Here is a 25,467-nt window from a genome sequence, read left to right as displayed (position 1 = left end):
GTGGGGAAGGTCAGAATCCGAAGCCGGTCGTCTTCTGGCCGTCGGCGACCTCGCGCCGCAGCCGCTCGCCCTTGGCGTGGGCCTGCGACTTGAGCTCCTCCTGGTACCGGGCCATGCGCTCGGTCAGTTCCGGGTCCTGGGCGGCCAGCATCCGCACCGCCAGCAGGCCGGCGTTGCGGGCGGCCCCGACCGCGACCGTGGCCACCGGCACGCCCGCGGGCATCTGCACGATCGAGAGCAGCGAGTCCATCCCGTCCAGGTGCTTGAGCGGGACGGGCACCCCGATCACCGGGAGCGTGGTCACCGACGCGAGCATCCCGGGCAGGTGGGCGGCGCCCCCGGCACCGGCGATGATCGCGCTCAGCCCGCGCCCGGCGGCCTCGCTCCCGTAGGAGATCATCTCGTGCGGCATCCGGTGCGCCGAGACGACGTCGGCCTCGAAGGGGACGTCGAACTCGCGCAGGGCGTCGGCGGCCTCGCGCATCACCGGCCAGTCGGAGTCCGACCCCATCACGATGCCCACACGGGGCTGGTCCTCGGCGGTCACTGCTGGTCTCCTCGCAGGTAGGCGGCGGCGTCGCGGGCACGGTCCAGGAGGTCCCGGTGGTCGTCGCCCGCCACCGTGACGTGCCCGATCTTGCGGCCCGGACGCACGTCCTTGCCGTAGAAGTGCACCTTCACCTCGGGGTCCTTGGCCATCACGTGCAGGTAGCGGCTGTAGACGTCGGGGTCCTCACCGCCCAGCAGGTTGGCCATGACGGTGAAGGGGGCGTTGGTGCGGGGCGAACCCAGCGGAAGGTCCAGGACGGCCCGCAGGTGCTGTTCGAACTGGGACGTGCGCGCGCCCTCGATGCTCCAGTGGCCGGAGTTGTGCGGGCGCATCGCGAGCTCGTTGACGACCACCCCGTCGGCGGTCTCGAACAGCTCCACGGCCAGCACACCGGTGACCTCGAGGGCGTGGGCGATCTCGATGGCCAGTTCCTGCGCGCGGGTGGCCTTCTCCTCGGCCAGACCCGGGGCGGGGGCGATCACCTCGTGGCAGATCCCGCCGCGCTGCACGGTCTCCACGACCGGGTAGACGGCGACCTGCCCGTGCGGGGAACGCGCGACCTGGACGGCGAGCTCGCGGGAGAAGGCGACCTTCTCCTCGACCAGGAGCGGCACCTCCTCGGCGGCCGCCCGGTCCACGACCTCACGTGCCTCCTCGGGCCCTCCGACGACCCAGACGCCCTTGCCGTCGTAACCCCCGCGCGCGGCCTTGAGCACCACCGGCCACCCGGCCTCCTCGGCGAAGGAGGACACGTGGTCGAGGGTGGTGACGGCGCGCCACCGGGGCGACGGGGCGCCCAGCTCGCTCATGCGGGTGCGCATGCGGAGCTTGTCCTGTGCGAAACGCAGGGCGTCGCGGCCCGGGCGCAGCAGACCGCCGGCCTCCTCGACCGCACGCAGGACGGGTTCGGGCACGTGCTCGTGGTCGAAGGTCACCACGTCGCGGTCCTTGGCGAAGGCCAGGACGTCGTCGAGGCCGCGGTCGTCGCCCAGGGCGACGTCCCCGCAGACCAGGGCGGCGCTGTCGGCCGGGTCGGCCGCCAGGACCGAGAAGTGCACGCCCAGGCCGATGCCGGCCTGATGGGTCATGCGGGAGAGTTGGCCCCCGCCCACCATGCCGACGCGGGGGACGGTGCGGTTGTGCTCGCTCACAGTTCCTCAGTTCATGCTCGACGCCGCGGTGACGGGACGGTTCCGCACGCGCACGGCGGTACCTGGCCCTCCGGTGCAGGGCTCGGAACCCGCGGCCGGGGTCAACAGCGGTTCCCCCGAGAGAAAGTCTAGGGCGTGGCAGGGTGGGGGTCCGAAGTGGCCACGGCACTGGGGGCGCGGGTACCGTCGGCCGACCCCCTGTACGAGCGAGCGGAGGCCCCGTGCGCGCATTCCTGGAACGCCGTCCCCGGCTGGCGAAACTGGCCGGGGAGATCGCCCGGTTCGGATCCGTGGGCGCGATGGCCTACGTGGTGCAGCTGGGCGTGACCAACCTGCTGTGGGCGCTGACCGACCTCCCGGTGATGGCCGGCCAGGTCATCGGCACCGTCTGCTCCATCGCGGTGGCGTTCGTCGGGAACCGGTTCTGGACCTTCGGCTCGCGCGCACGCACGGGCTACGGGCGCGAGACGGTGCTGTTCCTGGCGATGAACGGCGTCGGCATGCTCATCCAGTTGGGGTGCCAGGCCTTCTCGCTGTACGTGCTGGGCCTGGACGGGCCCCTCGCGCAGAACATCGCGGGCAACGTCGTGGGGGTCGGGCTCGGGACCCTGTTCCGCTTCTTCTCGTACCGCACGTGGGTCTTCCCCGAACAGCCGCAGGAACCCGGCACTGCGCCGACCCCGCAGGGCCCTGCGCCCGAGGACCCCACCGCGACGCACCCCGGCGACGCCGCCCGGAGGACCGTGTGAGCCGCCCTCCACGCGCGCTCCCGCTGGTTCGCGCCCTGGCCCCCGCGGCGGCGCTGGCCTGCCTGGCCCTGCCGTTCCACGCGCTCGCGGGCACGCACCCCTCCCCCGCCCACATGACCGGGTTCGAGGTCCTCGCGGCGGCACCGACCGGAACCCCGGCCCCGGGACCGGTCGCTGTGGCCGCACTGGTGGTCTGCGCGTCGGCGCTGGGGCTGGCGGGCCTGTGGCGGCCGTCGGTCCTGGTCGTGCTGGCCGGGTTGTTGTCGACCGTCTCGGCGACCGCCCTGCTCGTGCACCACCAGTCCGCGCTGAAGGCGCTCTCCCCCGGGCCCGACCTTGCCGGTTACTGGCTCGCGGTGTCGTTGCTCGTGATGGCGGTGCTCGCTTCCCTCGCCGAGCTCCTGTACACCGACGTGGGCGAGGATCTCGGCGGGTCCGACGACCTCAGGGACTGACGCGGCGCACACCCCGGCGGTTCGCGGAGGCCACGACCACCAGGGCGAACAGTCCGACCTGCAGCACGGTGAGCAGCAGCCCGAAGGGGGTCCCCGCGCCGGCGGGCAGACCAGCGCCGACCACGGCGCCCGTCCCGATCTCGTCGATGCGCCCGTCGTAGACCACGAGCGAGTACTGCACGAGGCTGTTGACCAGGTGCAACCCGATGGCGGCCTCCAGACCGCCGGTCCGCCAGGTCAGCCAGGCCATCGCCATGCCCAGCACGACGAGGGCCGCGGTGGTCCACACGTTGCCGGGGTGGCCCGCCGCGTAGAGGCAGGCGAACAGGGTTCCGGCGGCCAGGATCCCGGGCCAGGGCGAACGCAGCACACGCGCGGTGGCACCGGTGCTGTCCTTCGGTACGAGCGACCCCATGAGCTGCATGACCATGCCGCGCAGGGTCATCTCCTCGGCGGCGGCCTGGAAGGGCACCACGAGCACGATGACCAGCAGCGCGCCCAGGAACATCCCGGTCCCGGACACCGCGACCGACGACACGGCCTCGGGCGCGGTCCCGGCCACGAGGGTGTCGGAGAGCGCCCACGACAGGAGCAGGCACAGCGCCACGGGCCCCACGGCGAGCACCAGGCAGCGGCCCAGCCAGGGCCACCGGAGCCGGCCCTCGACCGACATGAGCGATCCGAAGCGGCGCCACTGCACCACGCGGACGAGGAAGAACACGATCGGTATGAGCAGGGCGGTCGAGGCCAGCCCGAACGCGAGCGTGGCGATCGCGCCGACGCTCACCGATTCCGGGGTGAGCCCGCTGCCGCCGATGACCGAGACGATGGTGATCGCCAGGGCCATGCCCATCCACAGGACGGACAGGAGCACGGCGAAGACGAGCAGCGTCAGCGGCGTCGTCCACCAGCGCGAACGTGTCGTACGGGCCAGTGTGTGGTAGGACTCACCGGACGGGATCTCCGCGGTCGCGAAGACGCTGGTGCGCACGGGGCGCGGAGGTGGCCAAGCCCATACCCCCGAGTCCGCGTCGACCTGGGGGTGTCCCCCGGGAGGGGTCAGCCTGCCACCACCGGGCGGTCCGGCCCAGTCCTGATCCTGTGGATACCGCCCGTCGGCAGGCCCTTCGGTCCCCTCGGGGGCGGCGGGCCAGGACGAACCGGGCGGTGGCGGCACATTTCCCATCGTGCGCTGAGACTACTATCCGGCCATGTATTGCCTGCGTTAAGACCGCGCCGTTATCCCGCGCCTGCGCCGAGCATCCGGCGCCGCGAAACCGCCCGTGCCGGGCCTTCCGGACACACCCGGCACGGAATAGGGTCGCGCCCCGGACCCGTTGTACCGAGTGGTCCGTGCGTGGCTTGTGCACAGGCCGAGTCCTCGTCCCGCTGACCTACGATTGAGTACATGTCCTCCACACCATCCACCGAGCAGGTGCACAAGGCCCTGGCCACGGTGCAAGACCCGGAGATCCACCGACCCATCACCGACCTGGGCATGGTCAAGAGCGTCGACGTCGCCGACGACGGTGCCGTGCACGTGGGGATCTACCTCACGGTGGCCGGTTGCCCGATGAAGGGGCGTATCGAGAACGACGTCTCGGAGGCCGTGCGCACCGTCGAGGGTGTCCGCCACGTGACCGTCGAGCTCGACGTCATGAGCGACGAGCAGCGCAAGGAGCTGCAGACCAAGCTGCGCGGCGGACAGGCGGAGAAGGAGATCCCCTTCGCCAAGCCGAACTCGCTGACCAAGGTCTACGCCATCGCCTCCGGAAAGGGCGGCGTCGGCAAGTCCTCGGTGACCGTGAACCTCGCCGCCTCGATGGCCGCCCAGGGCCACAAGGTCGGTGTGGTCGACGCCGACATCTACGGCCACTCCGTGCCCACCATGCTCGGTGCGTCGGACTTCCCGACCAAGGTCGAGGACATGATCCTCCCCCCGAGCGCGCACGACATCAAGGTCATCTCGGTCGGGATGTTCACGCAGGGCAACCAGCCCGTCGTGTGGCGCGGACCGATGCTGCACCGCGCGCTCCAGCAGTTCCTGTCCGACGTCTACTGGGGTGACCTGGACGTCCTGCTCATGGACCTGCCCCCGGGCACCGGCGACATCGCCATCTCCGTGGCGCAGCTCCTGCCCAACGCCGAGCTGATCGTGGTCACCACGCCGCAGCAGGCCGCCGCCGAGGTCGCCGAGCGCGCCGGCGCGATCACCGCGCAGACGCACCAGCGCATCTCCGGCGTCATCGAGAACATGTCCTACTTCCTCCCGCCGGACGGCGGCGAGAAGCTGCACCTGTTCGGTGAGGGCGGCGGGCAGACCGTGGCCGACGCACTCACCAAGACGCTCGGCACCGAGATCCCGCTCCTGGGCCAGGTGCCGCTGGAGACCCGCCTGCGCGAGGGCAGCGACGCCGGCGAGCCGCTGGTCCTGAGCGACCCCGACAACGAGGCCAGCAAGATCATCTCCGGTATGGCCGAGAACCTGGTCGGCAAGCCCCGTGGGCTGGCCGGCATGCAGCTGGGGATCTCCCCGGCCGGCCGCTGACCGACCCGCACACCACACATCCGCGACGTGACGCCCGCGCACACCGACGAGTGTGCGCGGGCGTCTCGTGTCCGGGGCCGGGTCAGTCCTGCGACGAGCCCAGCGTGACCGTGGTGGAGTCGTTGTCGCCGTCGCGTTCGTAGTCGACCTCGACCTCGTCCCCCGGTGCGAAGTCGCGGAGCATCGCCATGAGCTCCTGGCCGGAGTTGATGCGGCGGCCGTCGAACTCCACGAGAACGTCGCCGGGTTCCAGGCCCGCCTCGTCGGCCGGTCCGCCGGAGTCCACACCGTCCTCGTCGATGACCGCGCCGGCGATGGGGCTCTCGGTGTCGATGGCCACCCCGAGGTCGGCGTACTCGGACTCGGCCTCCCCGCCGTTCTCCACCAGGGACGAGACGACGCCCTCGGCGTCGGCGGAGGGCACCGCGAACCCGAGGCCGATGTTGCCCTGCGGTTCGCCCATCACGTCGTTCATCGTCACGATCATCGAGTTCACTCCGATGACCCGGCCCTGCACGTCCACGAGCGGGCCGCCGGAGTTGCCCGGGTTGATCGCCGCGTCGGTCTGGATGGCGTAGAACTGGCTGCCGCCCTCCTCCGAGCCCACCGGACGGTCCAGGGCGCTGATGATGCCCTGGGTGACCGTGCCCGCCAGGCCCAGCGGAGCACCGATGGCGATGACCTCGTCGCCGACGATGGCCTCCTCGGAGTTGCCGAACTCCAGCGGTTCGACGTCGTGCGGGTCCTCCAGGGAGAGCACCGCCAGGTCGTACTCGGGTTCGGTACCCACGACAGTGGCCTCGGAGGTGCTGCCGTCGCTGTACTCGATGTGGATGCCCTCCTCCATCGGTTCGGCGACGTGGTGGTTGGTGACGACGTAGTCGCCCTCGATCACGAAACCGGAACCGGTGTGGGGGATGCTCGGGTCGGCGCTCATGATGTGCACGACGCTGGGGCTGACCCGCTGCGCCACACCCGCGATGGTGTCGGGGTCGCGCTCGGGCGCCTCGGGCGGGGGCTCGTTCATGTGCGAGGACTGGGACTCGTCCTCCTCGGCGCCGCCTCCACCGGGGTTCAGCACGGTCCCGGCGAGCCCACCGGCGCCGCCGGCGATGAGCGCGACGACGAGCATGCCCGAGAGCGCGAGCCACGCGGGGATCCCCCGGCGCTTGCGGGGGCCTCCCCCGCTCTCGTTCTGCGCCTGGGGGCCGGGTCCGTGCGGCGGTTGGCCGCCCGCACCGGCAGGCATCCCGGCGGTGGGCGCGACGCCGGGGCCGACCGGGGGCTGCCCGTCCGCGGGTGTGCCCGGTTGCTGCGGTCCGGGGCCCTGCGCCGGCCCCTGGTGCGGTCCGGGGCCGGGCCGGCCCGGTTGCGGAGCCCCGCCCTGGTGGGGGTCGGGTCGGTGCCACTGCTGCTGCGGTTCCGGGGCACCGGCCGGGGGTTGCGGAGGCCCGAAGGAGGGTTGGGATCCGGTTCCGGAGGGCGGGTGGTGTCCGGGACGGTCTCCCGGACCCTGGGGCGGGGTGTGGTTCATGGGTTCTCCGCTGCCGGAGGGCATGGCGTTGGGGTCAGGGGTTCTTCGCGGCTCTGCGGTCAGAGGGGACCGAGGCGGGACAGGCCCCGCTCGACCCGGGCCCAGAAGCCCGAGCCCTCGGGTGACGGGAGCGCCGTCACCGCCGAGCCCGCGAGCCCGGCCGGGGCATCGGCCAGGACGGTGAAGACGAACCCGTCCGCCTGCCACATGCTCTGGTACTGGCCGACGTCGCCGCCGAAGATCGTGTCATGTTCGGGTGAGATGCCCGTTCCCCCCTCTTCGGTTCCGACATATCCGCCGGAGGGGGACGAGGCATGACCCGGCCCCAGCTTCCCACGTTGCACGAACAGGGAGATCTGGGACAGACCGTCGGAGTAGACCGCGTGCACGACCTTGTGGCCCTCGTGCTCGGTGGCGCGCGCGTCGACCAGGCGCAGGTTCCAGGTGAGGTGCTCGTCGACCTTCCAGCCCTCCGAGCGCAGGTCACCGCGTTCCTGCGCGTCCAGCGCCTCTCCCCACGGTTCGCCGGTCTCGGCGCGGTCGGGCCACTCCCCCTCGCCGAGCTCCAGTTGGGTCAGGTTGGAGGACAGCGCGGGGTCCCCGGCCTGGTCGTAGATGGTGCGGGCCACGAGCAGGCCGCTGTCGCCGTCGACCCAGAAACGTCCGGCCACGGTTCCGTCGGCACGCTCGGCCTCCACGAGTCGGGCCGGTCGGCCGCCGAGGTCGGTGTGGCCGGCATCGGCCACGCGGTAGGTGTCGCGCAGCATCTGCAACAGGCGGTCGTCGAGCGATTCCAGTGCCTGCGAGGCCTCCACGACGAAGGGCTCGTCCTCGGAACCGACCGGCGCGAGCACCAGACCCTCGTCGGGCCGGTTGACCACACGCAGGCCGTAGGGCCGTCCGTCGGGTCCGGTGACCTGGCGGACGGCGGCGTAGGGTGTCTCCCCCTCGGCCTCGGCGGCGGCGCGCAGCACGGGCATCCCGTCGTCGTCTCCCCCGGCGGGGACCTCGTGGGCCCGGGGGTGCACGGCGGACGTGAGCAGCAGTGCGCACAGGCCGGTGAGGACGAACAGGACCGCGACGGCGGGGCGGCGTGCACCGGAGGAGGGGTCCTCCGTGCTCAACGGCCCGCCTGCTCCACCCCGGCCCCGGGCGGCGGCTCGTAGCCCTCCGGCGAGGTCTCGACGGGGATGTGGCGGCTGGTGACGGCGTGCTCCACGGCGTAGTCGGCGAGGCGGGGTTCCACGACAGGGGTGTCCTCGGCCTCGCCCCCGGCCACGAATGCGGTGCCGAGCAGCGCGGTGACCACGGCGGCGCCGGCGACGGCGTACCTGCTTCCGGCGAACGGGTTCAGCAGCTGGGAGAGGAGCTCGGACCCGCCCCGGTCACTGCCGCCCCGGTCCTCCTGTGTCGCCGTGCCCGGGTTCGGGGCGCCGGGTGCGGCCGTCGCCGGTCCGGCGGTCTCCTGGGCGCTCGCCGCGAGCGGTTCGCCGCCCAGGCCGCCGGGTCCCCCGGGGAAACCGCCGATCGGCCGGGAGGAGCCCAGGGGCGGGCTGGAGCCGAACCCGCCGCCCCCGCCGAAGGGGGGATCGAAAGGGCCGGGGCCGTCCCCTCCGGGGCGGCCGTCGAGGGAGGACAGGCGCCCCATGAAGTCGAGGTCGGGTTCGGGTTCGCCCAACCCGTGGAGGCGGCGCTTGAGCCGCCGGGTCATGTCGGCCTCGAAGCGGCAGGCCTCGCACTTGGCCAGGTGGATGAGCGCGCTCTCGTGCTCGGCGGGCCCGAGCTCACCGTCGACGAGCGCGGACAGGCGCTCCCCCAGGTGCTCGCTGCTCACTGCTGCGCCTCCCCGTTGCTCGCGTTCGCCCCTTCGTGCTCGCGCTCGGCCTGAGCGGCCAGGGAACGCCGGTGCTCCAGGGCGCGGCGCAGCTGTGCGCGGCCTCGGTGGATGCGGCTGCGGACCGTTCCGAGCTTGACCCCGAGCGTGGCCGCGATCTCCTCGTAGGAGAGCCCCTCGATGTCGCAGAGCACGACCGGGGCGCGGAACTCGGCGGGCAGCGCGTCCAGCGCGCCCTGCACGTCGGCGTCGAAGTGGCGGTCGTGGTAACGCTGGGCCGGCGAGGGTTCGCGCCCCTCCAGGCGTTCGTCGGCGTTCTCGGCCAACCCCTCGAACCGGATGCGGGCCTTGCGGCGCGCGCCGTCGAGGAAGAGGTTGGTCGTGATGCGGTGGAGCCAGCCCTCGAAGGTCCCGGGGGTGTAGTTGGCCAGGGAGCGGAAGACGCGGATGAAGACGTCCTGCGTGAGGTCCTCCGCGTCGTGCTTGTTACCGGTGAGGCGGTAGGCCAACCGGTAGACGCGCGGCGAGTGGTCTCGGACCACCTCGTCCCAGCTCGGGGGCTCCCATGGCTCGAAGTCCACGGCAGGACCGGTCTCGGGCACCGCTGCTCCCTTCATCGGGTCGACCGGCGGCGAGGGCGCAGGTCGGGGGAGTAGGCATTCGTGGCGATCAACGTACGTTCATCCCGTTTCAACGCTCAGGGACGCCCGATAAGTTCCCGCTGCCACGCTCGGAGTTCGCACCGGTTCAGGCTAGTCTTTTGCCGGGGACGTGACCTGGCGGCCATCTTCATCCTACGGTGAGTGACCTCTCCCTGGTCAGAGCCCTGGACCGACACCGCACCGCCCCAGTGGGAGGCCGTCATCACAGCGCCGGAGGAGAGCCCGATCCACATGAGCTGGGCCAGGACCGAGCAGTCGAGGTTCGAACAGGACGCCCTGGAGGACCCGGTGATCGCCGAGGCCTACGAGGCCGGCGCCCGGACGGGGGCCACCCCGATGGACACCACGGCCGGGGCGGCCCTGCGTTTTCTGGCCGCGGCCACCCGCGCGCGTTCGGTCGTGGAGGTCGGGACCGGTTGCGGGGCCTCGGGCCTGTGGCTGCTGCGCGGGATGCCCCCGGAGGGGATCCTCACCACGGTCGACGCCAACGGGGCCCACCAGGAGTTCGCCCGCGGGCTGTTCTCGCGCGCCGGCGCGGGTGCGGGGCGGGCCCGGCTCATCCGCGGCTCGGCCCACGAGGTGCTGCCGCGGCTCACCGACGGCGGTTACGACCTGGTGCTGATCGACGCGGACGCCCTCTCCTACCCCTTCTACCTGGACGAGGCCCGGCGGCTGCTGCGCCCGAACGGCCTGGTGGTCTTCCACAACGCGATGGCGGGATCCCCCGAACCCGACGGCCCGCTGCGCGCACCCGACCCGGGCGAGACGGCGGTGCGCGAGGTGATCCGGATGGTGCGCGAGGACGAGAGCCTGATCGCGCTCCTGCTCCCGGTGGGTTCGGGGCTGCTCGCGGCGATCCGTTCCTGACCCCGCGGGACCCGGGGGAACCGGGGCGGATCGGGGCACAGGAGACCACGCGGACCCCCCTGTGGGCGGGCCCCGGAGAACCGGGGCGGACCGGGTTCCCGAAAACCCCGCGGGGCGGCGGTCGGGTCCGCTAGGTTACGGGCCGATCCCCGACCGACTCCCTGAACGGAAGGCCCCCGATGAGTGCAGAGCCCACCCGGATCCGGCGTGTGGACCCGAGCGACGAGGCCTCGCTGACCGCCTGGTTCGAGGTCCTGAGCCGCGCCCTGGACTTCGGTGAGGAGGACCCCCTCCCGCCGCTGGAGGAGATGCGCGGGCTCCTGGCCGGCGAGGAACCCGGAATCCACGCGCTGGGCCTGGTCTCCGAGGAGGACGGCACCGCCGTGGGCGCGTTGCTCGTGGAGTGCGACGAGAGCGGGTCCGACTCGATCGAGGCCGACATCGGCGTCCTGCCGGGATCGCGGCGGCGCGGCCACGGCACCGCCCTGCTGCGCGCGGCCGGGACGGTCGCCGCCGAGCTGGGCCGTACCTCCCTGGAGGGCGAGGTCTCCGCCGCACCCGGCGCGGACCTGGACTCCACACCCGGGGGTGCCTTCGCGCGCGCCCACGGGTTCGAACCGGTGCGCACCCAGGACCTCTACGTGCTGGACCTGCCGCTGCCGGGCGCGGTCGAGGCCCTGTTGAAGGAGCGCACCCGCCCGACTGGCGACGACGGCCCCGAGATCACCGGGTGGGTCGACGTCTGCCCCGAGGAGTACGCGGAGTCCTGCGCACGCCTGCGCCGGACCCTGGACGGGGACGCGGGCCGCGCGTTCACGGTGGAGGACTACCTCGCGCAGGCGTACGCGGCCGACGCGGCCCGGGCCGAGGACGGGGTGGGTTTCCTGGCCTCCGCCGCGGTCGACGCCGACGGCACCGTGGTGGGCCTGTGCGAGCTCGTGCTGCTCCCCGGCGACGAGTCCGCCGACCGGTCCGGGATGTGCGTGCTGCCCGAGTACCGGGACCGCGGTGTCGGCAGCCGGATGTGGCTGCGCACCCTGACGGAGCTGGCCCGCCTGTACCCCGAGCGCAGCCGGGTGCGTACGTGGGCCGCCCCGCAGGAGACCGAGGCCGGGGAGGCCGTCACCGAGCTGGGGTTCCGCCCGGTCGAGCGGGGCATCGCGCTCCGGGGCGCCGCGCCCTCGGCCTGACCCGCGCACACGGACGCCCCGCCGGCGTGTGCCGACGGGGCGCCCGAAGGTTCGCAGCAGGGGCGCGGCTACTTGGCGGCGAGCCAGCGCAGCAGCGTACGGGTGGTGAAGGCGGTCCCGCCCTTGCTGAGCAGACCGGACTCCTTCATGGAACGGCCGGGCCCGGCGATGTCCAGGTGGGCCCAGGGCAGCCCGCCGGTGAACTCGCGCAGGAAGAGCGCGGCGTCGGTCGCGCCGGCCGGACCGAAATCGGTGCCCCTGGTGCCGATGTTGGCCAGGTCGGCCACCCGGGACCGTGTGGTCTCCGCGTACTCCTCGGTCAGCGGCATGCGCCAGAGCGGCTCGCCGGAGTCCTGCGACGCCTGCTCGAGCTCGGCGGCCAGGGTGTCGTCGGTGCTGTAGAGCGCGCCGGTGCCGGTGCCCAGGGCGAGCTTGGCCGCGCCGGTCAGGGTGGCCACGTCCACGACGAGGTCCGGCCCGAGCTCGGTGGTCGCGTACCCCATGGCGTCGGCCAGGACGAGGCGGCCCTCGGCGTCGCTGTTGAGCACCTCGACGGTCTGCCCGGTGTAGGTGGTCAGCACGTCGCCGATGCGGGTGGCGTCACCGGAGAAGGAGTTCTCCGCGAGGGCGAGCAGGCCGGTCACCCGCACACCGCTGCCCACCGCCCGCAGCGCCGAGAGCACGCCCAGGACGATCGCCGAACCGCTCATGTCGGTCTTCATGAGCTTCATGTTGTCGTTCGGCTTCAGCGACAGGCCGCCGGTGTCGAACGTGATGCCCTTGCCGACCAGCGCCACGTGCGCGGTGGGGTTCTCGGGCACGTAGGAGAGCTCGACCAGGCGCGGCGGGCGCGCGGAGCCCTGCCCGACACCGAGGATGGCGCCGAACCCGGCGTCACGCAGCTCCTCCTCGTCCCACACCCGCACCGTCAGTCCGCCGTCGCGTGCGACCTCGCCGGCGCGCTCGGCCATCCACTCGGGGGTCTTGGTGCGCGAGGGCGTGTTGATGAGGTCGCGCGCCAGGGCCGTGGCCGCGGCCAGGCGGGTCCCGCGCTCGACGGCGTCGGCGGAGGCGTCGCCCACGAGGTCGATCGCGGGCGCCGGGCGCCGGCTCTCGGGTGTCTCGGCGGACTTGAGGGTGAAGGTGTAGGACGCCAGCAGGGCACCCTCGGCGAAGGCCGTGGCGGACTCGGGGGAGAGTTCCGGCCACGCCAGCGCCACACGTTCCTTGCCGCGGGCCGCGCGTGCGATCGCGGCCCCGGCCTTCCGGAGGTCGTCGGGCGTGCCCGAGCCGACCCCCAGAAGTGCCAGACGGGCCAGTCCGGCCTCGCGCCGGACCGGGAACTGGGAGAGCTCGCCGGCAGCGCCGGTGAGCGCGTAGTGCTCGATCAGATCGGTGAGCGGCGCCGGGAGGACCGCGGTGAGACCGCCGTCGACGGTCCCGGAGGGGGAGCCGTCCTCCTTCGACACGGGCAGGACCAGCAGGTCCGCGGGGGATTCGGCGAGAGTGCCCGGTACCGGGCTGATCTCCGTGGCGAATGGCACAGGCCGCTCACAATCGTTCACTCAGGGTCGGGAGGTGTGCGTACCTCGGGGGTTTCGGGGGATGCGCGTGCGCCGGGTCAGCCGACGACGCCCTTGAGCTCGTCGCGGAGCTGGTTGGCCTCGTCGGGCGTGAGCTCGACGACCAGGCGGCCTCCGCCCTCGAGCGGGACGCGCATGATGATGCCGCGACCCTCCTTGGTGACCTCCATAGGCCCGTCACTGGTCCTCGGCTTCATGGCCGCCATGCCATACCCCTTTCTGGTGTTCCTCGCGGGTGAGCACCCACGCCCTCGTGACCCGAGGGACGTGAATCACTCTTCGACCATTATCTCGGACGTTGATCCCCGGATGTGCGCCGGACGACAGCCGGACCGCCACCACGGGCGCCCCACCAACGAAGAATCGTCGATCCTCAAGGTTATATCGGCACTGACCGAAACCGGGGAGACGGAAGTCGTCCGCCCTTCCGCAACGGGCTATTGCTCGAGGGTTCCGGTGGAGACCATGCGGGTGCCGCCGTCGGTGACCGAGGCCCACTCGGCGTCGAGCCCGCCGTCACCGTCGGGGCGGACCGTCAGCTCCGACTCGTCGACGCAGCGGTCCTGGGGGTCGGAGGTCTCGGTGTAGGCGTAGACCAACCGGTCGCCCTCGCGGGCGCTCAGTTCGAGCGTGCCGGAACAGGTGAAGGTGGTCCAGGCGGTGCTGCCGCGCTCGGCCCCCTCCTCGATACGTACCTGGGCGTCCCACTCGGCGACGGACTCGCCGTCGGTGTCGACCTGGGCCATCCGGCCCGACCAGGAACCCTCGAAGTCGGTCACGGGCACCTCGCCGTCGGCGGTGGGTGCCGCGCCGTCGTCGTCCAGGACGAACGCCCAGAGGGCGTAACCGCCCGCGCCGAGCAGCAGCAGGAGCACCAGCACCACGGCGGCGACGGTGGCCTTGCGGCGGCGACGGCCGCTGTGCCGGGTCGAACGCGGCGGCGGCCAGAGCGACATCTGGCGCACGGGCGAGGCGGGAGCGTCCGCACCGCGCCCGCCGTCGGAGCCCGGTTCGAGTTCGGCTGCTGTGTCCATCCTCGCCATCCTCACCGACAGGGTCCCCACCCGCGGTCCGGGGCGGGGAGACGCATGTACAGCGACCGAGAATAGAGCACACGTTCACGGCGCATCACCCTCGAATCACCGTCGAACGGCGGGTTACGTGTGATGCACGACATACCGGAACACCGTGCGGAGGCCCGGCGCAGCGCTCCGATCAGGCCCCGGTGCCCCGGCTCCCGCCGCCCGCCGAGGCCTCCTGCGCCTCGGGGCCGGACCCGGACGCAGTGTCGGCGGTCTCACCCTCGGGGGAGGTTTCGGGCTCGGCAGAACCGTCCTGGGCGCTCTCCTCCGGGTACCCGGGCAGGCGCGCGCCGGCGTCGGGTCCGGTGCCCTCGGGTTCGTAGGAGGGGTCGAGGCGGGACAGGCGCCACTCGAGGTCGGCGATGCGCTCCTCGCGTTCCTTGAGCGTCCCGGTCAGGCGCACCAGGAGCTCGTCGACCGCGCGCACGTGGTACCCCCACAGCGACAGCGGGACCATCAGGCGGCTGAGCTCGGAGGCGCGCACGGGGCGGTCCTCGGGGAGGTCGAGCGGGGGGAAGTCCGCCTCGTACCGGGCGAGCTGGCCGCCCTTGCCGAGCACGACGTAGACGACGCCGACCAGCACGGCGAGCGCGGCCAACCCGATCAGGATCATGATGAAGACAGGCACGGCACCGATCGTGCCACAACCGCCCCGTCCGTAGGGCGGGCGGCAGCGGCCGGATCAGGAGCCCTGCGCCTGTTCCCGCTCGATGCGGTCGTGCATCCGCTCGATGTCCTTGTGCACACGCTGGATGAGCTCGACGGCCTCGCCGGGGTCGTCGACCTGCTGCACGAGTTCCATGTCGTCGGGCTTGATGAGGCCGTTCGCCAGCAGGGCGCCCTCGATCCACTCGCGCAGGCCGCTCCAGAAGTCGGAGCCGACCAGCACGACGGGGAAACGGGTGACCTTCTTCGTCTGCACGAGCGTGATCGCCTCGAAGAGTTCGTCGAGGGTTCCGAAGCCGCCCGGCAGCACGACGAACGCCTGCGCGTACTTGACGAACATCGTCTTGCGCACGAAGAAGTAGCGGAAGGTCATCCCCACGTCGACGTAGGGGTTGAGGGACTGCTCGAACGGCAGCTCGATGCCGAGCCCGACCGAGCGCCCGCCGCCCTCCTGGGCGCCCTTGTTCGCGGCCTCCATCATCCCCGGTCCGCCGCCGGTGATGGTCGCGTAGCCGGCCTCGGCGAGCTTGCGTCCCACCTCGACGCCCAGGTTGTAGTAGCGCGTGCCCGGCTCGATGCGTGCCGAGCCGAACACGCTCACCGCCGAGGGGAGCTCCGACAGCAGGCCGAAACCCTCCACGAACTCCGACTGGATGCGCAGGACCCGCCACGGGTCGGTGTGCACCCAGTCGGTCGGCCCCCTGCGGTCGAGGAGGCGCTGGTCGGTCGTGGTCGTGGGGATCGCGCTGCCGCGGTAGGTGAGCGGACCCGCTCGGCGAATGTGTTCTTCTTCCGTCATGGGCCAAAGCTATCCGGCACCGGGCCGGTCACACCCTGCACTCGGGTGAATCCTGCGGCAACACGATCCGCACGGGCCCCTCACTGCGCGTGGCCCCGCTCAGACGGCACCCCGGAGCCAGGCGAGCATGCGGGCCTCGGCGTCGGCGATCTTGGCGGTCTCGGCGTACTCGTCCCGGGTGTGGGCGAGCATGGGGTCGCCGGGACCGTAGTTGACGGCGGGCACGCCCAGGCCGGAGAACAGGGAGACGTCGGTCCAGCCGAGCTTGGCGCGGGCCCGGCCCTCACCGACGGCCTCGACGAAGGCGGCCGCGGAGGGGTCGTCCAGCCCGGGCCGGGCGGGCGCGGCGGCGTCGACGACGGTGACCTCGAAACCGTCGAAGACCTCGCGCAGGTGGGCCTCGGCCTCCTCCACCGACAGGTCGGGCGCGAAGCGGTAGTTCACCGAGACCACGCACTCGTCGGGGATCACGTTGCCGGCGACACCGCCCTGCACGGAGACGGCGTTGAGCCCCTCGTGGAACTGGAGCGCCTCGACGACGGGGTTCCGGGGCGTGTAGGCGCGCAGGCGGTCGAGGATCTCCCCCGCCTTGTGGATCGCGTTCTCGCCCTTCCAGGAACGCGCGCTGTGGGCACGCTTGCCGTACGCGGCGACCTCGACGCGCATCGTCCCCTGGCAGCCGCCCTCGATCATGCCGTCGGTGGGCTCCATGAGGATCGCGAAGTCGCCCGCCAGCCACTCCGGGTGGTTGCGCGACAGGCGCAGGAGCCCGTTGCGGGAGGCGTCGACCTCCTCGTTGTCGTAGAAGACGTAGGTGACATCGTGGACGGGCTCGGTGACCTCCTGCGCGAGGCGCAGCTGCACCGCCACGCCCGCCTTCATGTCGGAGGAGCCGCACCCGTAGAGGCGGCCGTCCTCCACACGGGAGGGCACGTTGTCGACGATGGGCACGGTGTCGATGTGGCCGGCGACCACGACCCGGCGGTCGCGGCCCAGGTCGGTGCGGGCCACGAGGGCGTCGCCGTCCCGGTGCACGGTGAGGTGGTCCAGCTCCCGGAGCCGGGCCTCGATCAGGTCGGCGAGGGCGCGCTCGTCCCCGCTCTCCGAACGCACGTCGACGAGGGCTCCGGTGAGGTCCACCGCGTCGGAGGTCAGGTCCAGCATGCTCGCGCCCGCTTTCGTTGAGGGTCTGGTGTCGTGGCTCGCCGACCACGATAGGACGACGGGGCACCCCCTCACGCTCGGCGAAGGGATGCCCCGTCGGTGGTGCGGACCGGCCGCACCGGGGTCCTGCGGTGCGTCAGGCGTTGACGCCGTGCTCGCGCAGAAGGTTGTTCAGGGCGAGCTTGTCGTGCTCCTGGCCCTTCTCGAGGCGCTTGAGCACCAGCAGCACCGGCATGCCGAACTCGCCGCCGGGGAAGCTCTTGTTCCGGTTGGCGGTCACGCAGACCGACCAGGCCGGGGCCTCGCCGCGGGGGAGCTCTTCACCGGTCTCGGCGTCGAAGACGCGCGTGGAGGAGGTGAGGATCGTGCCGGCACCGAGCTTGGCGCCGGTGCGCACGCGGGCGCCCTCGACGACCATGCTGCGGGAACCGAGGAAGGCCTCGTCCTCGATGATCACCGGCGAGGCCTGCGGGGGCTCGAGCACGCCGCCGACGCCCACGCCACCGGACAGGTGCACGTTCTCGCCGACCTGGGCGCAGGAACCGACGGTCGCCCAGGTGTCGACCATGGTGCCGGAGCCGACGTGGGCGCCGATGTTGGTGAAGGACGGCATGAGGACGACGCCGGGGGCCAGGAAGGCGCCCCAGCGGGCGATGGCGCCGGGCACCACGCGCACGCCGTCGAAGCGGGTCTTCAGAGGCACGCGGTCGTGGTGGTAGAAGTCGCCGACCTGCGACTCCTTCATGTCCAGGACCTTGAAGCCGAGCAGGATGGAACGCTTGGCGCGCTCGTCGACGACGACCTCGTCGGTGGAGGGGTCGACGAAGGCGACGCGGGCCTTGCCCTCGTCGATCATGTCGATCGCGCCGGTGATGATCTCACGGGCTTCGGTGTGGCCGGGGGTGAGTTCGGGGCGCTGCTCCCAGAGCTCATCGATCCGGTCGGGCAGCGGGCTGGTGTACGAGCTGGTCATGTGCCACACGTTAACGGACTCCCCCGAGTGGCGGGCCACACCCCCGGGCACGGAAAAGCCCACAGTGCCCCGGGTTTCCTCGACGGCCCGGCGGTGCCGACTAGAATGCGGGGCCGGCGCCGCGTGCGCCGCGCGGCCCGCCCGGCCCCCCGAACGTGCGGAGCAGGCCGCACCGTCCTGCTCCCGACCCCTTGGGGCGTCCGTGCCCAGTAAGCGCCGTAGATTCTCCGCCTTCGTCAAGATCCTGTTCAGCGTCACCCTCGTGTGCGGCCTGCTCGTCGCCGGGGGTTACTACGTGCTGACCACGGTCGAGCCGTTGGACACCGAGGAGCCGGAGCCGGGCTGCCGCCTGGACCTGTCCGAGGGCTCCTACGACATGCGGGTCTCACAGGCCGCCAACGCCGCGACCGTGGGCGGTGTCGCCTTCAGCCGGGACCTGCCGCCGGAGGCCGTGACCGTGGCGTACGCGACGGTGTGGCAGGAGTCGACCTTCCACAACGTGGAGTACGGCGACCGCGACTCGGTGGGCCTGTTCCAGCAGCGCCCGTCTCAGGAGTGGGGCGACGCCGACGAGATCCTCGACCCGGTCTTCTCGAGCCGGGCCTTCTACGACGCGTTGGCCGACATCGAGGGCTGGCAGGGCATCCCGGTGTACGAGGCCGCTCAGCAGGTGCAGCGCAGCGCCGACGGGTGGGCCTACGACCAGCACGAGCAGCTCTCCGAGCAGATGGCCGCGGCCTTCGGCGGCGCCGACGGCCCGGCGGTCACCTGCTGGTACGACGAGCAGCGGTTGGCGGACCTGGAGGCGGCGGAGGCCGACCCCGAGGGCGCGCACGAGGAGATGGTGCGGGTCTTCGGTTCCGCACCCGACGCCCTGCCCGCCGACCACGACCCCGCGACCGGGGACCTCGGGTGGGCGATGGCGCTGTGGGCGGTCACGCACGCCGAGGAGTACGGGCTGACCACGGTGACCTACGACGGCCACCGGTGGACCGCCTCGGACGGGATCGACGGCGCCGAGGCCTGGGAGGGCGACGGCTCGGACACCGGCGGCCAGATCACCCTGAACTGACCGGTCGGCTTCCACGGGCCGGGTGAACGGGCCGCGGCGCGGGTTCAGCCCCGGCCGAGCACCCCTTCGACGGCGTCGGCCGCGGCCGGTGCCCCGCCCGCGGCGTCGATCTCCCCGCGCATCCACGCCACCCGCTCGCGCACGTGCGGGTCGGCGGCGGTCTCCTCCACGGCGGTCCACAGGGCGTCGGCGGTGAGGCCTTCGGTGTCGAGGTGGCGGCCCAGGCCGAGCTCGGCGATCCGGTCGGCGTTGGCGCGCTGCTCCGCCATCTGAGGGAGCGCGACCAGGGGCACACCGTGGGCGAGGCCCTCCATCGTCCCGCCCATGCCGGCGTGGGTGACGAAGACGTGAGCATGGCGGAGCACCGCGAGCTGGGGCACCTGCGCGTGGACCTCGACGTTGGGCGGGACCTCCCCCAGGGTCGCGGGGACGGCCTCCCCGACCGCCATGACCACGTGCCAGGGGCGGCCGGCGGCGGAGTCCAGAACCGCACGGTAGAGGTCGGGGCGGTCGTTGTAGGCGGTGCCGAGCGAGACGAGCACGACCGGGCCGGCGCCCTCCGGCGGTTCCCAGGTGTCCTCGAACGCGCGCCCGCTCAGCACGGGGCCGACAAAACGGTGGCCGGTGAAGGTCTCCCCCGCCGGCTGGAAGGCCCGGGGCAGCGTCACCAGGCGTTCGGCGGCGTCCGTTCCCTGGAAGAAGGCGCCGACGTCGGTCATCCCCTGCGCGCGCACGTACCGGCCGGTGCGCAACAGCACCCGCCACAGGGCCGGGCTGAGCGGGTTGAGGCGGACGTAGGACTTCATCGACCAGTGCCGGTTGCCCACGAAGTTCGGCCAGGTCTCCACCGAGGGCACACCCCAGCGGTGGGCGAGGATCCTCCCCCACCAGACGAGCGTGCCGTCGTGCACGACCAGATCGGGCGGGGCCAGGCCGTCGAGCTGGTCGACCGCGGCGCGGGTCTCCTCCAGCAGCAGGCCCATCGCACGCACCAGCTCGCGCCCGTGCATCTGCGGAACACCCTCGTCGGAGCCCTCCCAGGTGGAGGTGACCGGAACGTACTCCGCCCCGGTCGCGGCGATGCGGTCGGCGAAGGGACGGGGAGCGGCGTAACGCACCCGGTGCCCGCGGGCGACCAGCTCCGCCGCGATGCCCAGGGTCGGGTTGACGTGTCCGGCGCCCAGCGGCCCCAGGAAGAGGAGGTCGGCCATGGACCGAACCTACTTCGCGGGGCCGGCGGACACACGGGAACGGGGGCCGGTTCAGGCCAGGCGGGCGGCGGCCTCGGCGACACGCTCGTCGGTGGCGGTGAAGGCGACCCGCACGTGGCCGGACCCGGCACGCCCGTAGAAGTCGCCGGGCGCCACGATGATGCCGCGCTCGGCCAGGTGCTCGACCGCGCCCCAGGCGTCCAGGTCGGGGTGGCTCGCCCAGAGGTACAGGCCGGCCTCGGAGTGCTCGACCTTCCAGCCCGCGCCCTCGAACGCCGAACGCAGGCGCGTGCGGCGGGCCCGGTAGCGCTCCTTCTGCTCCGCGGCGTGGGCGTCGTCGTCCAGGGCGGCCTTCATCGCGGCCTGGACGGGGGCGGGCACGATCATGCCGGAGTGCTTGCGCACCTCCAGCAGCTCCTTGACCAGCGCGGGGTCGCCGGTCAGGAACGCGGCCCGGTACCCGGCCAGGTTGGAGCGCTTGGAGAGCGAGTGCAGGGCGAGCAGGTTCTCGTGCGAGTCGCCGCACACGTCCGGGTGCAGGATCGAGACCGGCTCGGTGCCGTCCCAGCCCAGGTCGAGGTAGCACTCGTCGGAGGCGACGATCACGCCGCGCTCGCGGGCCCACTGCACGACCTTGCGCAGGTGGTCGACGCCGAGCACACGCCCGGTCGGGTTGCTCGGGGAGTTGACCCACACCATCGACACCGGGGCCGGGCCCAGGGAGGCGAGGCCGTCGGCGGCGACCGGGGTGGCCCCGGACAGGCGCACACCCACGTCGTAGGTCGGGTAGGCCAGCTCGGGGTGGACGACGGTGTCGCCCTCGCCCAGCCCCAGGAGGGTGGGCAGCCAGGCGACCGTCTCCTTGGAGCCGATGGTGGGCAGCACCGCACCCTCGGCCACCGTCACACCGTGGCGGCGGGACAGCCAGCCCTCGATGGACGCGCGCAGCTCCGGGGTGCCCCAGGTCTGCGGGTACCCGGGCGAGTCCGCGGCGTCGGCGAGCGCCCGCTGGAGCGTCTCGGGCACCGGGTCGACCGGGGTGCCCACGGACAGGTCGACGAGACCGCCGGCGTGGGCGGCCGCGGTGCGCTTGTACGGGGCCAGGCGGTCCCAGGGGAAGGTCGGGAGCCGGTCCGCCAACGGTCGCCGCTCACCCATCGCTGATCACTCCATCCGGTTCCGGTCCGGCCTCTGCGGCCGGGGCACAGGGCAAGAACAAGAGTCGCGCCGACCCCCGTCGAGGGGGCCGGCGCGACACACGTGCTGTGACGTGCTCGGGACATCCTCTGCGCCATAGGGGTGTCCCGAGCGGACGGCCCTCGCGGACCGCCCGCCCTCGGTTCTGCCGCCGCGGGCTCTAGGCCTGCGGAGGCAGCTTCGCGACGATCGGGTGGTCGGTGTCGATCTTGCCGACCTTCGAGGCCCCGCCCGGGGAGCCCAGGTCGTCGAAGAAATCGACGTTCGCCTTGTAGAAGTCCGACCACTGGTCGGGGAGGTCGTCCTCGTAGTAGATGGCCTCGACCGGGCAAACGGGCTCGCACGCACCGCAGTCAACGCACTCGTCCGGGTGGATATAGAGCATGCGCTCGCCCTCGTAGATGCAGTCCACGGGGCACTCGTCAATGCACGCCTTGTCCAGTACATCAACACAGGGCTGCGCGATGACGTAGGTCACGTCGTACTCCTTGTCTCCCCCCGCAATCCCACGGGGGAGGCGGGGACCTTCGGATCACCGGAACGTCGGGGCGGCTTGCGGGCGCCACCCCTGCCGGGGTCCGTAAGCGATTGGCACAGATGTCGTACTCCTAGTATGGCTTCGGAGAATACTCGAAGCACAATCGGGGGCGCGTTACATGCACTTCTCCGGACGGCTCGTCCACCGGATCGGCCCCGACGACGTCGGGGAGCGGGTCTCTGTACGTATCCGCCTGCCCGACGGGGGCTTCACCGATATCGTCGGTGTGGTGGAGTCCTGGGATCGGGGAACCCTCACACTCCGGCGCCGGGACGACTCCGTGGCCGAGGTCGCGGAGGAGACGATCGCGGCCAGCCGGATCGTCCCGCGCACGCCCCCGAAACGCCGGGGAAGCCCCTGACCCTCAGGCATTCTTCCTGCCCCAGCGGGGTAGGAGAGCCTCAGTCCCGAGGGCGGGCCCCTGCTCACCGTCCCGGGCGTCCACATCGAGCTCCGCGCCCCGCCGCGACCCCGCGCGGCCAGGGCGCCAGTCACGCGGGGAGGTGGTGAGCGCTCGTGCGCGAAGCGGTGGCGTCCGCACTGGCCGAGCTGGCGCGACGGGACGAGCGGGCCGCCGACATGGCGGGTCTGGCCCTGGACACCCTCGTACCCGAACGGGACCTGGAACGCCTCACCCAGCACTCGGTCCAGCGTTTCTGCTGGTACGAGCTGCCGGTGCGCTTCCAGAACAACCACGACGACCAGCTCTTCGCCGCGCGTTCCCTCGGCAACCTGTTCTCGCTGCTGCAGCTGTACCAGTACGCGCACATCTGCCAGGCGCCCGAGACGCTCACCCTGTTGGCGGTCTACCGCGACGACCACGAGGCCGGCGTGGCCATGTACGAGCGGCTCATGTGGGAATCGGGTGTGGAACCCCCCGACCTCCCGGAACTGACCTGGGGCACCGCCGTGGGCGACGCCGAGCTCCGGGCCCTGGCCGAGACCGCGGCCTCGCTGGAGCTGGCGATCTCCCTGCGCGACATCCGACCCGGAAAACGCGGGTGGCGGCCGGCCCAGGAGCACTTCGCACGGTCGTTCCTCACCCAGCCGGACGGGCACGGCCTGAGCCACCTGGACCGGGTGCGCGAGGAACGGGTGCGCGCCTGGCTCAACTCCCCGGTCCATCCGCACCGCCAGCGGCTGTGGCCCCTGGTCGGCCAGATCATCGCCGGGACCGACGTTCCGCGCACCGCCGACGCCGTTCTCGCGCCGCTGCAGCGCCTGCTGGAGCTGGCGGCGGACGGGGTCCCGCTGACCCAGATCGGCTACATCTCGCCCAGTGTGGTGCGGCAGATGTGCGAGGACTTCGGTTGGCGCACCACCCCGAGCCCGCCCCGCAGTGAGACCGACGTCACCCAGCTGATCGCGCTGCACCAGGTGCTGCGCGGCATGCGGGCGGTCCGGCGTTCCGGACGGCGCCTGGTGCTGACCCGGCGCGGGCGGCGGCTGCGGGAGAACCCCGAGTCCCTGTGGGAGGCCGCGGCCGAGACCCTGTGCCGGACCGGCGGGCTGGAGCAGGCCGCCGCGGAGACGCTCCTCGGGCTGCTGCTGACCCGGACACCCCAGGGCAGCGGGTCGCACGCCCGCCGCGCGGAACCCGACATCGAGGCCGCCGAACGGGTGCTCACCGAGACCGGGTGGCGGCCGGTCGAACCGCCCGCGGGCCGGCACGCGGCCGCACACAGGCGCACCGCCGAGACCGCGTCAGACCAGGTACGGGCGATGGTCATGTCCACCGGGTGGCTGCTGGAGGCGCTCAACCTGGTCACGGAGGAGGACGCGACCGGCCACCGGGAGCTGACCACCCCCGGCCGGGCCTTCGCGATCGCGTGCCTGCACAAGTCCGCGGTGGCCCCGCGAGCGGTGGTCTGACACTCACCCGGACCCGCTGCGGAAGGGTCCCGAGCAGGGCCTACTCTGGAGCGCGGATCCACCCGCGACCAGCAGGAGCACCATGCCCACGCCCGACAAACCCGAAGCGCCCGAGGACCTGTGGACGCGGATGCCCGACGACGCCGCGAACGTCCCGGACCCGGACGTCGCGCGGGAAGCGGACGCTGACGCGGAGGCCGGGGACGGGGATCCCGGGGCCGGGGAGCCCCGGGCCGAGGGCTCCGGTGCGGCCGGGGAGACCGGGACCGCTGATGACGCCGGGGACGAGGGGTCCGCCGGGACCGCCGACCCGGACAGCACGGACGGCGCCGACGGTGCGGCCGAGCCCGGCGAGCCCGTGCACGCCCCTCCGCGCACCTCGGCGATGGACTTCTTCCCCAGCCCCGTGTTCCTGCTCCTGCTCGGCCTGGGCGGGTTCGCCGGGTGGCTGTCCTGGAACGCCGTCGAGCTGGACTGGGCGGCCGAGGACACCGAGGTCACGCCGCTGATCCCGCCGCTGATGATCCTCATCGGGTGGCTGCTCTCCACGGCCGTGCACGAGTTCGCGCACGCGCTCACCGCCTACCTCGCGGGCGACCGGTCCCTGCGCGGTTCGGGGTATCTGCGCCTGAACCCCTTCGCCTTCCGGGAGACCTTCGCCGGGACGGTGCTCCCGGTGCTCTACCTCGGTGTGGGCGGGTTCGGCATGAACGGGCCGGCCGGTTACGTCGACTGGGAGCGGATCCCGACGCGGGGCCGGCGTGTGGCGGTGGCCATGGCCGGGCCGATCGCGAGCCTGCTGATGGCCGTCGTCTTCGGCGGCGTCGTCACGTACCTGGTGCCTCCGGGCAACGACACCACGAACTGGGCCCTGGCCGCGCTCGCGTTCCTCTGCCTGGCCAACCTGACCTCGGCGCTGGTCAACCTGCTGCCGATCCCGGGCCTGGACATGTTCGAGGCCGTCGCCCCGGACCGCCCCTGGGTGCGCAAGGCCCGCACGAACCAGCTGTTCTTCTCGGTGGGTGCGTTCGCGATTCTCGCGCTCCCCGTGATCAACCCGTGGCTGCAGGAGTCGGTGTTCGCGCTGCTCGACCTGATCATGCCGAACCCGACCTTCCCCGGGACGGCGTTCCTGGGCCAGCTCCTGTGGCAGTTCTGGGCGGCGTGATCTCCCCGGCCTGAACTCGGACGTCCGACTCGCGCCACGCGGCCCCAGGGGCTGCGTGGCGCGAGTCTTGTGCGGGGTCGCGCGATGGTCTGTGGGACTGCGTCGCTCCGGCACACGCAGTGCTCGGGACCCGGGGCCTCAGGCGGGGCGGCGCCGGGGCGCCGAACGCACCACGGCGGCGGCGAGGGCGACCATCGCGCCGATCAGGAAGGCGTAGTGCACCGGGTCGTCCTGCAGCAGCACGTCGCCGCCCGGCAGGTAACTCGTGGCCGCGAACAGCACCACCGCGTACCCGAGCGCGAACGCCACGGCCGCGGACTGGCGCCGCCCGCCCCAGGCCGCGAGCCGGCACAGGACGTACAGCAGCACCACGTACACCACGAGCGCAGCGATCGCCAGCGCGGGCGCGGGCTGGCCGCCGTCCCAGTACCGGGTCAGCCATCCGGCGCTGACGGTGGAGACCGTCCCCAGCACGAGGCCGAGGAGGAACAGGACCACGCAGGTGGCGCCCGTCAGCACCGAGGAGACCGTGTCCTCGGAGACCGTCGGACGCTTGCTCTGCTGGGGTTCTTGGGGCTCTGTGGTGGTCACGTGAACCGAGG

Annotated in this window: 27 protein-coding genes; 9 read left to right on the top strand and 18 right to left on the bottom strand. The window is 72.5% G+C overall.

What is annotated here, in order from left to right; all coding sequences use genetic code 11:
- Positions 1–10: 10 nt before the first annotated feature.
- Both purE and IDM40_RS11430 read right to left on the bottom strand, forming a co-directional pair.
- Positions 11–547, bottom strand: coding sequence for a 5-(carboxyamino)imidazole ribonucleotide mutase (purE, locus tag IDM40_RS11435; RefSeq protein WP_328806994.1), 537 nt, complete (start codon positions 545–547; stop codon positions 11–13).
- Positions 544–1,701, bottom strand: a complete 1,158-nt coding sequence (locus tag IDM40_RS11430) for a 5-(carboxyamino)imidazole ribonucleotide synthase (protein ID WP_193121933.1) — start codon at positions 1,699–1,701, stop codon at positions 544–546. The genes purE and IDM40_RS11430 overlap by 4 nt, the downstream gene beginning before the upstream one ends.
- 221 nt (positions 1,702–1,922) lie before the next feature.
- Here IDM40_RS11430 and IDM40_RS11425 point away from each other — a divergent pair, with 221 nt between their 5' ends.
- The gene (locus tag IDM40_RS11425) at positions 1,923–2,450 is read left to right on the top strand and encodes a GtrA family protein (RefSeq protein ID WP_328806993.1); all 528 of its coding nucleotides are present in this window, start codon (positions 1,923–1,925) and stop codon (positions 2,448–2,450) included.
- A complete protein-coding gene (locus IDM40_RS11420; protein ID WP_193121932.1) occupies positions 2,447–2,905 on the top strand; it encodes a hypothetical protein in 459 nt (152 codons plus the stop codon). The genes IDM40_RS11425 and IDM40_RS11420 overlap by 4 nt, the downstream gene beginning before the upstream one ends.
- Here the strand turns inward: IDM40_RS11420 and IDM40_RS11415 are convergent.
- Complete coding sequence (locus tag IDM40_RS11415) at positions 2,895–3,896, bottom strand: CPBP family intramembrane glutamic endopeptidase (protein ID WP_193121931.1); 1,002 nt, start codon at positions 3,894–3,896, stop codon at positions 2,895–2,897. The genes IDM40_RS11420 and IDM40_RS11415 overlap by 11 nt on opposite strands.
- 417 nt (positions 3,897–4,313) lie before the next feature.
- On the opposite strand from IDM40_RS11415, the gene IDM40_RS11410 reads away from it, so the two are divergent.
- A complete protein-coding gene (locus IDM40_RS11410) occupies positions 4,314–5,453 on the top strand; it encodes an Mrp/NBP35 family ATP-binding protein (RefSeq protein ID WP_193121930.1) in 1,140 nt (379 codons plus the stop codon).
- Positions 5,454–5,535: 82 nt separating this feature from the next.
- Here the strand turns inward: IDM40_RS11410 and IDM40_RS11405 are convergent, their stop codons facing one another.
- From IDM40_RS11405 to sigE, 4 genes are all read right to left on the bottom strand, one after another.
- A complete protein-coding gene (locus IDM40_RS11405; protein WP_193122003.1) occupies positions 5,536–6,585 on the bottom strand; it encodes a S1C family serine protease in 1,050 nt (349 codons plus the stop codon).
- Positions 6,586–7,046: 461 nt separating this feature from the next.
- Positions 7,047–8,111, bottom strand: a complete 1,065-nt coding sequence (locus IDM40_RS11400; RefSeq protein WP_193121929.1) for a LolA-like protein — start codon at positions 8,109–8,111, stop codon at positions 7,047–7,049.
- A complete protein-coding gene (locus IDM40_RS11395; protein WP_193121928.1) occupies positions 8,108–8,821 on the bottom strand; it encodes an anti-sigma factor family protein in 714 nt (237 codons plus the stop codon). Before IDM40_RS11395 ends, IDM40_RS11400 begins: the two co-directional genes overlap by 4 nt.
- On the bottom strand, positions 8,818–9,438 hold the full coding sequence (gene sigE, locus IDM40_RS11390) for an RNA polymerase sigma factor SigE (protein ID WP_193121927.1): 621 nt from the start codon (positions 9,436–9,438) through the stop codon (positions 8,818–8,820). Before sigE ends, IDM40_RS11395 begins: the two co-directional genes overlap by 4 nt.
- Before the next feature lie 276 nt (positions 9,439–9,714).
- On the opposite strand from sigE, the gene IDM40_RS11385 reads away from it, so the two are divergent.
- Together IDM40_RS11385 and IDM40_RS11380 are read left to right on the top strand one after the other, a co-directional pair.
- Entirely contained in the window at positions 9,715–10,350 is a 636-nt protein-coding gene (locus IDM40_RS11385) for an O-methyltransferase (protein WP_407939960.1), read from the top strand.
- 179 nt (positions 10,351–10,529) lie between these two features.
- A complete protein-coding gene (locus IDM40_RS11380; protein WP_193121926.1) occupies positions 10,530–11,540 on the top strand; it encodes a GNAT family N-acetyltransferase in 1,011 nt (336 codons plus the stop codon).
- A gap of 68 nt (positions 11,541–11,608) precedes the next feature.
- Here the strand turns inward: IDM40_RS11380 and IDM40_RS11375 are convergent, their stop codons facing one another.
- From IDM40_RS11375 to IDM40_RS11345, 7 genes are all read right to left on the bottom strand, one after another.
- Positions 11,609–13,084 (bottom strand): leucyl aminopeptidase, encoded by a 1,476-nt coding sequence (locus IDM40_RS11375; protein WP_193121925.1) that lies wholly within the window; start codon positions 13,082–13,084, stop codon positions 11,609–11,611.
- Positions 13,085–13,161: 77 nt separating this feature from the next.
- Entirely contained in the window at positions 13,162–13,329 is a 168-nt protein-coding gene (locus tag IDM40_RS11370; protein WP_017613641.1) for a DUF3117 domain-containing protein, read from the bottom strand.
- Positions 13,330–13,560: 231 nt separating this feature from the next.
- Positions 13,561–14,157 carry a hypothetical protein gene (locus IDM40_RS11365; RefSeq protein ID WP_193121924.1) on the bottom strand — a complete coding sequence of 199 codons (597 nt, stop codon included), beginning with the start codon at positions 14,155–14,157 and terminating at the stop codon, positions 13,561–13,563.
- A gap of 181 nt (positions 14,158–14,338) precedes the next feature.
- A complete protein-coding gene (locus IDM40_RS11360; protein ID WP_193121923.1) occupies positions 14,339–14,833 on the bottom strand; it encodes a hypothetical protein in 495 nt (164 codons plus the stop codon).
- A gap of 54 nt (positions 14,834–14,887) precedes the next feature.
- The gene (locus IDM40_RS11355; RefSeq protein ID WP_193121922.1) at positions 14,888–15,670 is read right to left on the bottom strand and encodes an LOG family protein; all 783 of its coding nucleotides are present in this window, start codon (positions 15,668–15,670) and stop codon (positions 14,888–14,890) included.
- Between the two features lie 99 nt (positions 15,671–15,769).
- The gene (gene dapE / locus IDM40_RS11350) at positions 15,770–16,834 is read right to left on the bottom strand and encodes a succinyl-diaminopimelate desuccinylase (protein ID WP_193121921.1); all 1,065 of its coding nucleotides are present in this window, start codon (positions 16,832–16,834) and stop codon (positions 15,770–15,772) included.
- A gap of 136 nt (positions 16,835–16,970) precedes the next feature.
- On the bottom strand, positions 16,971–17,807 hold the full coding sequence (locus IDM40_RS11345) for a 2,3,4,5-tetrahydropyridine-2,6-dicarboxylate N-succinyltransferase (protein WP_193121920.1): 837 nt from the start codon (positions 17,805–17,807) through the stop codon (positions 16,971–16,973).
- Between the two features lie 202 nt (positions 17,808–18,009).
- Here IDM40_RS11345 and IDM40_RS11340 point away from each other — a divergent pair, with 202 nt between their 5' ends.
- Positions 18,010–18,879, top strand: a complete 870-nt coding sequence (locus tag IDM40_RS11340) for a hypothetical protein (RefSeq protein WP_193121919.1) — start codon at positions 18,010–18,012, stop codon at positions 18,877–18,879.
- A 44-nt stretch (positions 18,880–18,923) separates the two neighbouring features.
- Here IDM40_RS11340 and IDM40_RS11335 read toward each other — a convergent pair whose 3' ends face one another.
- The 3 genes from IDM40_RS11335 to fdxA all read right to left on the bottom strand — a co-directional run bounded on the left by IDM40_RS11335 (position 18,924) and on the right by fdxA (position 21,765).
- Entirely contained in the window at positions 18,924–20,090 is a 1,167-nt protein-coding gene (locus tag IDM40_RS11335; protein WP_193121918.1) for a macrolide family glycosyltransferase, read from the bottom strand.
- Positions 20,091–20,141: 51 nt separating this feature from the next.
- Entirely contained in the window at positions 20,142–21,248 is a 1,107-nt protein-coding gene (gene dapC / locus IDM40_RS11330; protein ID WP_193121917.1) for a succinyldiaminopimelate transaminase, read from the bottom strand.
- 199 nt (positions 21,249–21,447) lie between these two features.
- Positions 21,448–21,765: a ferredoxin gene (fdxA, locus tag IDM40_RS11325; RefSeq protein WP_193121916.1), complete on the bottom strand. Its 318-nt coding sequence runs from the start codon at positions 21,763–21,765 to the stop codon at positions 21,448–21,450.
- Positions 21,766–21,943: 178 nt separating this feature from the next.
- Between fdxA and IDM40_RS11320 the strand changes: the two genes are divergently transcribed.
- The 3 genes from IDM40_RS11320 (at position 21,944) to IDM40_RS11310 (ending at position 24,865) form a co-directional block, all read left to right on the top strand.
- Positions 21,944–22,186: a putative acetyltransferase gene (locus IDM40_RS11320; protein ID WP_193121915.1), complete on the top strand. Its 243-nt coding sequence runs from the start codon at positions 21,944–21,946 to the stop codon at positions 22,184–22,186.
- 155 nt (positions 22,187–22,341) lie between these two features.
- Positions 22,342–23,697 (top strand): hypothetical protein, encoded by a 1,356-nt coding sequence (locus IDM40_RS11315; protein WP_193121914.1) that lies wholly within the window; start codon positions 22,342–22,344, stop codon positions 23,695–23,697.
- A gap of 82 nt (positions 23,698–23,779) precedes the next feature.
- Positions 23,780–24,865, top strand: coding sequence for a site-2 protease family protein (locus tag IDM40_RS11310; protein ID WP_193121913.1), 1,086 nt, complete (start codon positions 23,780–23,782; stop codon positions 24,863–24,865).
- Positions 24,866–25,003: 138 nt separating this feature from the next.
- Here the strand turns inward: IDM40_RS11310 and IDM40_RS11305 are convergent, their stop codons facing one another.
- A complete protein-coding gene (locus IDM40_RS11305; RefSeq protein WP_193121912.1) occupies positions 25,004–25,456 on the bottom strand; it encodes a hypothetical protein in 453 nt (150 codons plus the stop codon).
- Positions 25,457–25,467 lie beyond the last annotated feature (11 nt).

Origin of the sequence: Nocardiopsis coralli (assembly GCF_014892575.1) — a bacterium.
GTDB classification, from domain to species: domain Bacteria; phylum Actinomycetota; class Actinomycetes; order Streptosporangiales; family Streptosporangiaceae; genus Nocardiopsis; species Nocardiopsis coralli.
The sequence above is the reverse complement of the archived record's forward strand: the minus strand, read 5'-3'. Positions and strand labels throughout refer to the sequence as shown.

Excerpts from the sequence above, each read along its gene's own strand:
- IDM40_RS11410 (WP_193121930.1), top strand. The coding sequence starts at position 4,314 with ATGTCCTCCACACCATCCACCGAGCAGGTGCACAAGGCCCTGGCCACG.
- IDM40_RS11405 (WP_193122003.1), bottom strand. The coding sequence starts at position 6,585 with ATGCTCGTCGTCGCGCTCATCGCCGGCGGCGCCGGTGGGCTCGCCGGG.
- sigE (WP_193121927.1), bottom strand. The coding sequence starts at position 9,438 with ATGAAGGGAGCAGCGGTGCCCGAGACCGGTCCTGCCGTGGACTTCGAG.
- IDM40_RS11385 (WP_407939960.1), top strand. The coding sequence starts at position 9,715 with ATGAGCTGGGCCAGGACCGAGCAGTCGAGGTTCGAACAGGACGCCCTG.
- IDM40_RS11380 (WP_193121926.1), top strand. The coding sequence starts at position 10,530 with ATGAGTGCAGAGCCCACCCGGATCCGGCGTGTGGACCCGAGCGACGAG.
- IDM40_RS11370 (WP_017613641.1), bottom strand. The coding sequence starts at position 13,329 with ATGGCGGCCATGAAGCCGAGGACCAGTGACGGGCCTATGGAGGTCACC.
- IDM40_RS11365 (WP_193121924.1), bottom strand. The coding sequence starts at position 14,157 with ATGGACACAGCAGCCGAACTCGAACCGGGCTCCGACGGCGGGCGCGGT.
- IDM40_RS11355 (WP_193121922.1), bottom strand. The coding sequence starts at position 15,670 with ATGACGGAAGAAGAACACATTCGCCGAGCGGGTCCGCTCACCTACCGC.
- dapE (WP_193121921.1), bottom strand. The coding sequence starts at position 16,834 with ATGCTGGACCTGACCTCCGACGCGGTGGACCTCACCGGAGCCCTCGTC.
- IDM40_RS11345 (WP_193121920.1), bottom strand. The coding sequence starts at position 17,807 with ATGACCAGCTCGTACACCAGCCCGCTGCCCGACCGGATCGATGAGCTC.
- IDM40_RS11335 (WP_193121918.1), bottom strand. The coding sequence starts at position 20,090 with ATGGCCGACCTCCTCTTCCTGGGGCCGCTGGGCGCCGGACACGTCAAC.
- dapC (WP_193121917.1), bottom strand. The coding sequence starts at position 21,248 with ATGGGTGAGCGGCGACCGTTGGCGGACCGGCTCCCGACCTTCCCCTGG.
- IDM40_RS11320 (WP_193121915.1), top strand. The coding sequence starts at position 21,944 with ATGCACTTCTCCGGACGGCTCGTCCACCGGATCGGCCCCGACGACGTC.
- IDM40_RS11310 (WP_193121913.1), top strand. The coding sequence starts at position 23,780 with ATGCCCACGCCCGACAAACCCGAAGCGCCCGAGGACCTGTGGACGCGG.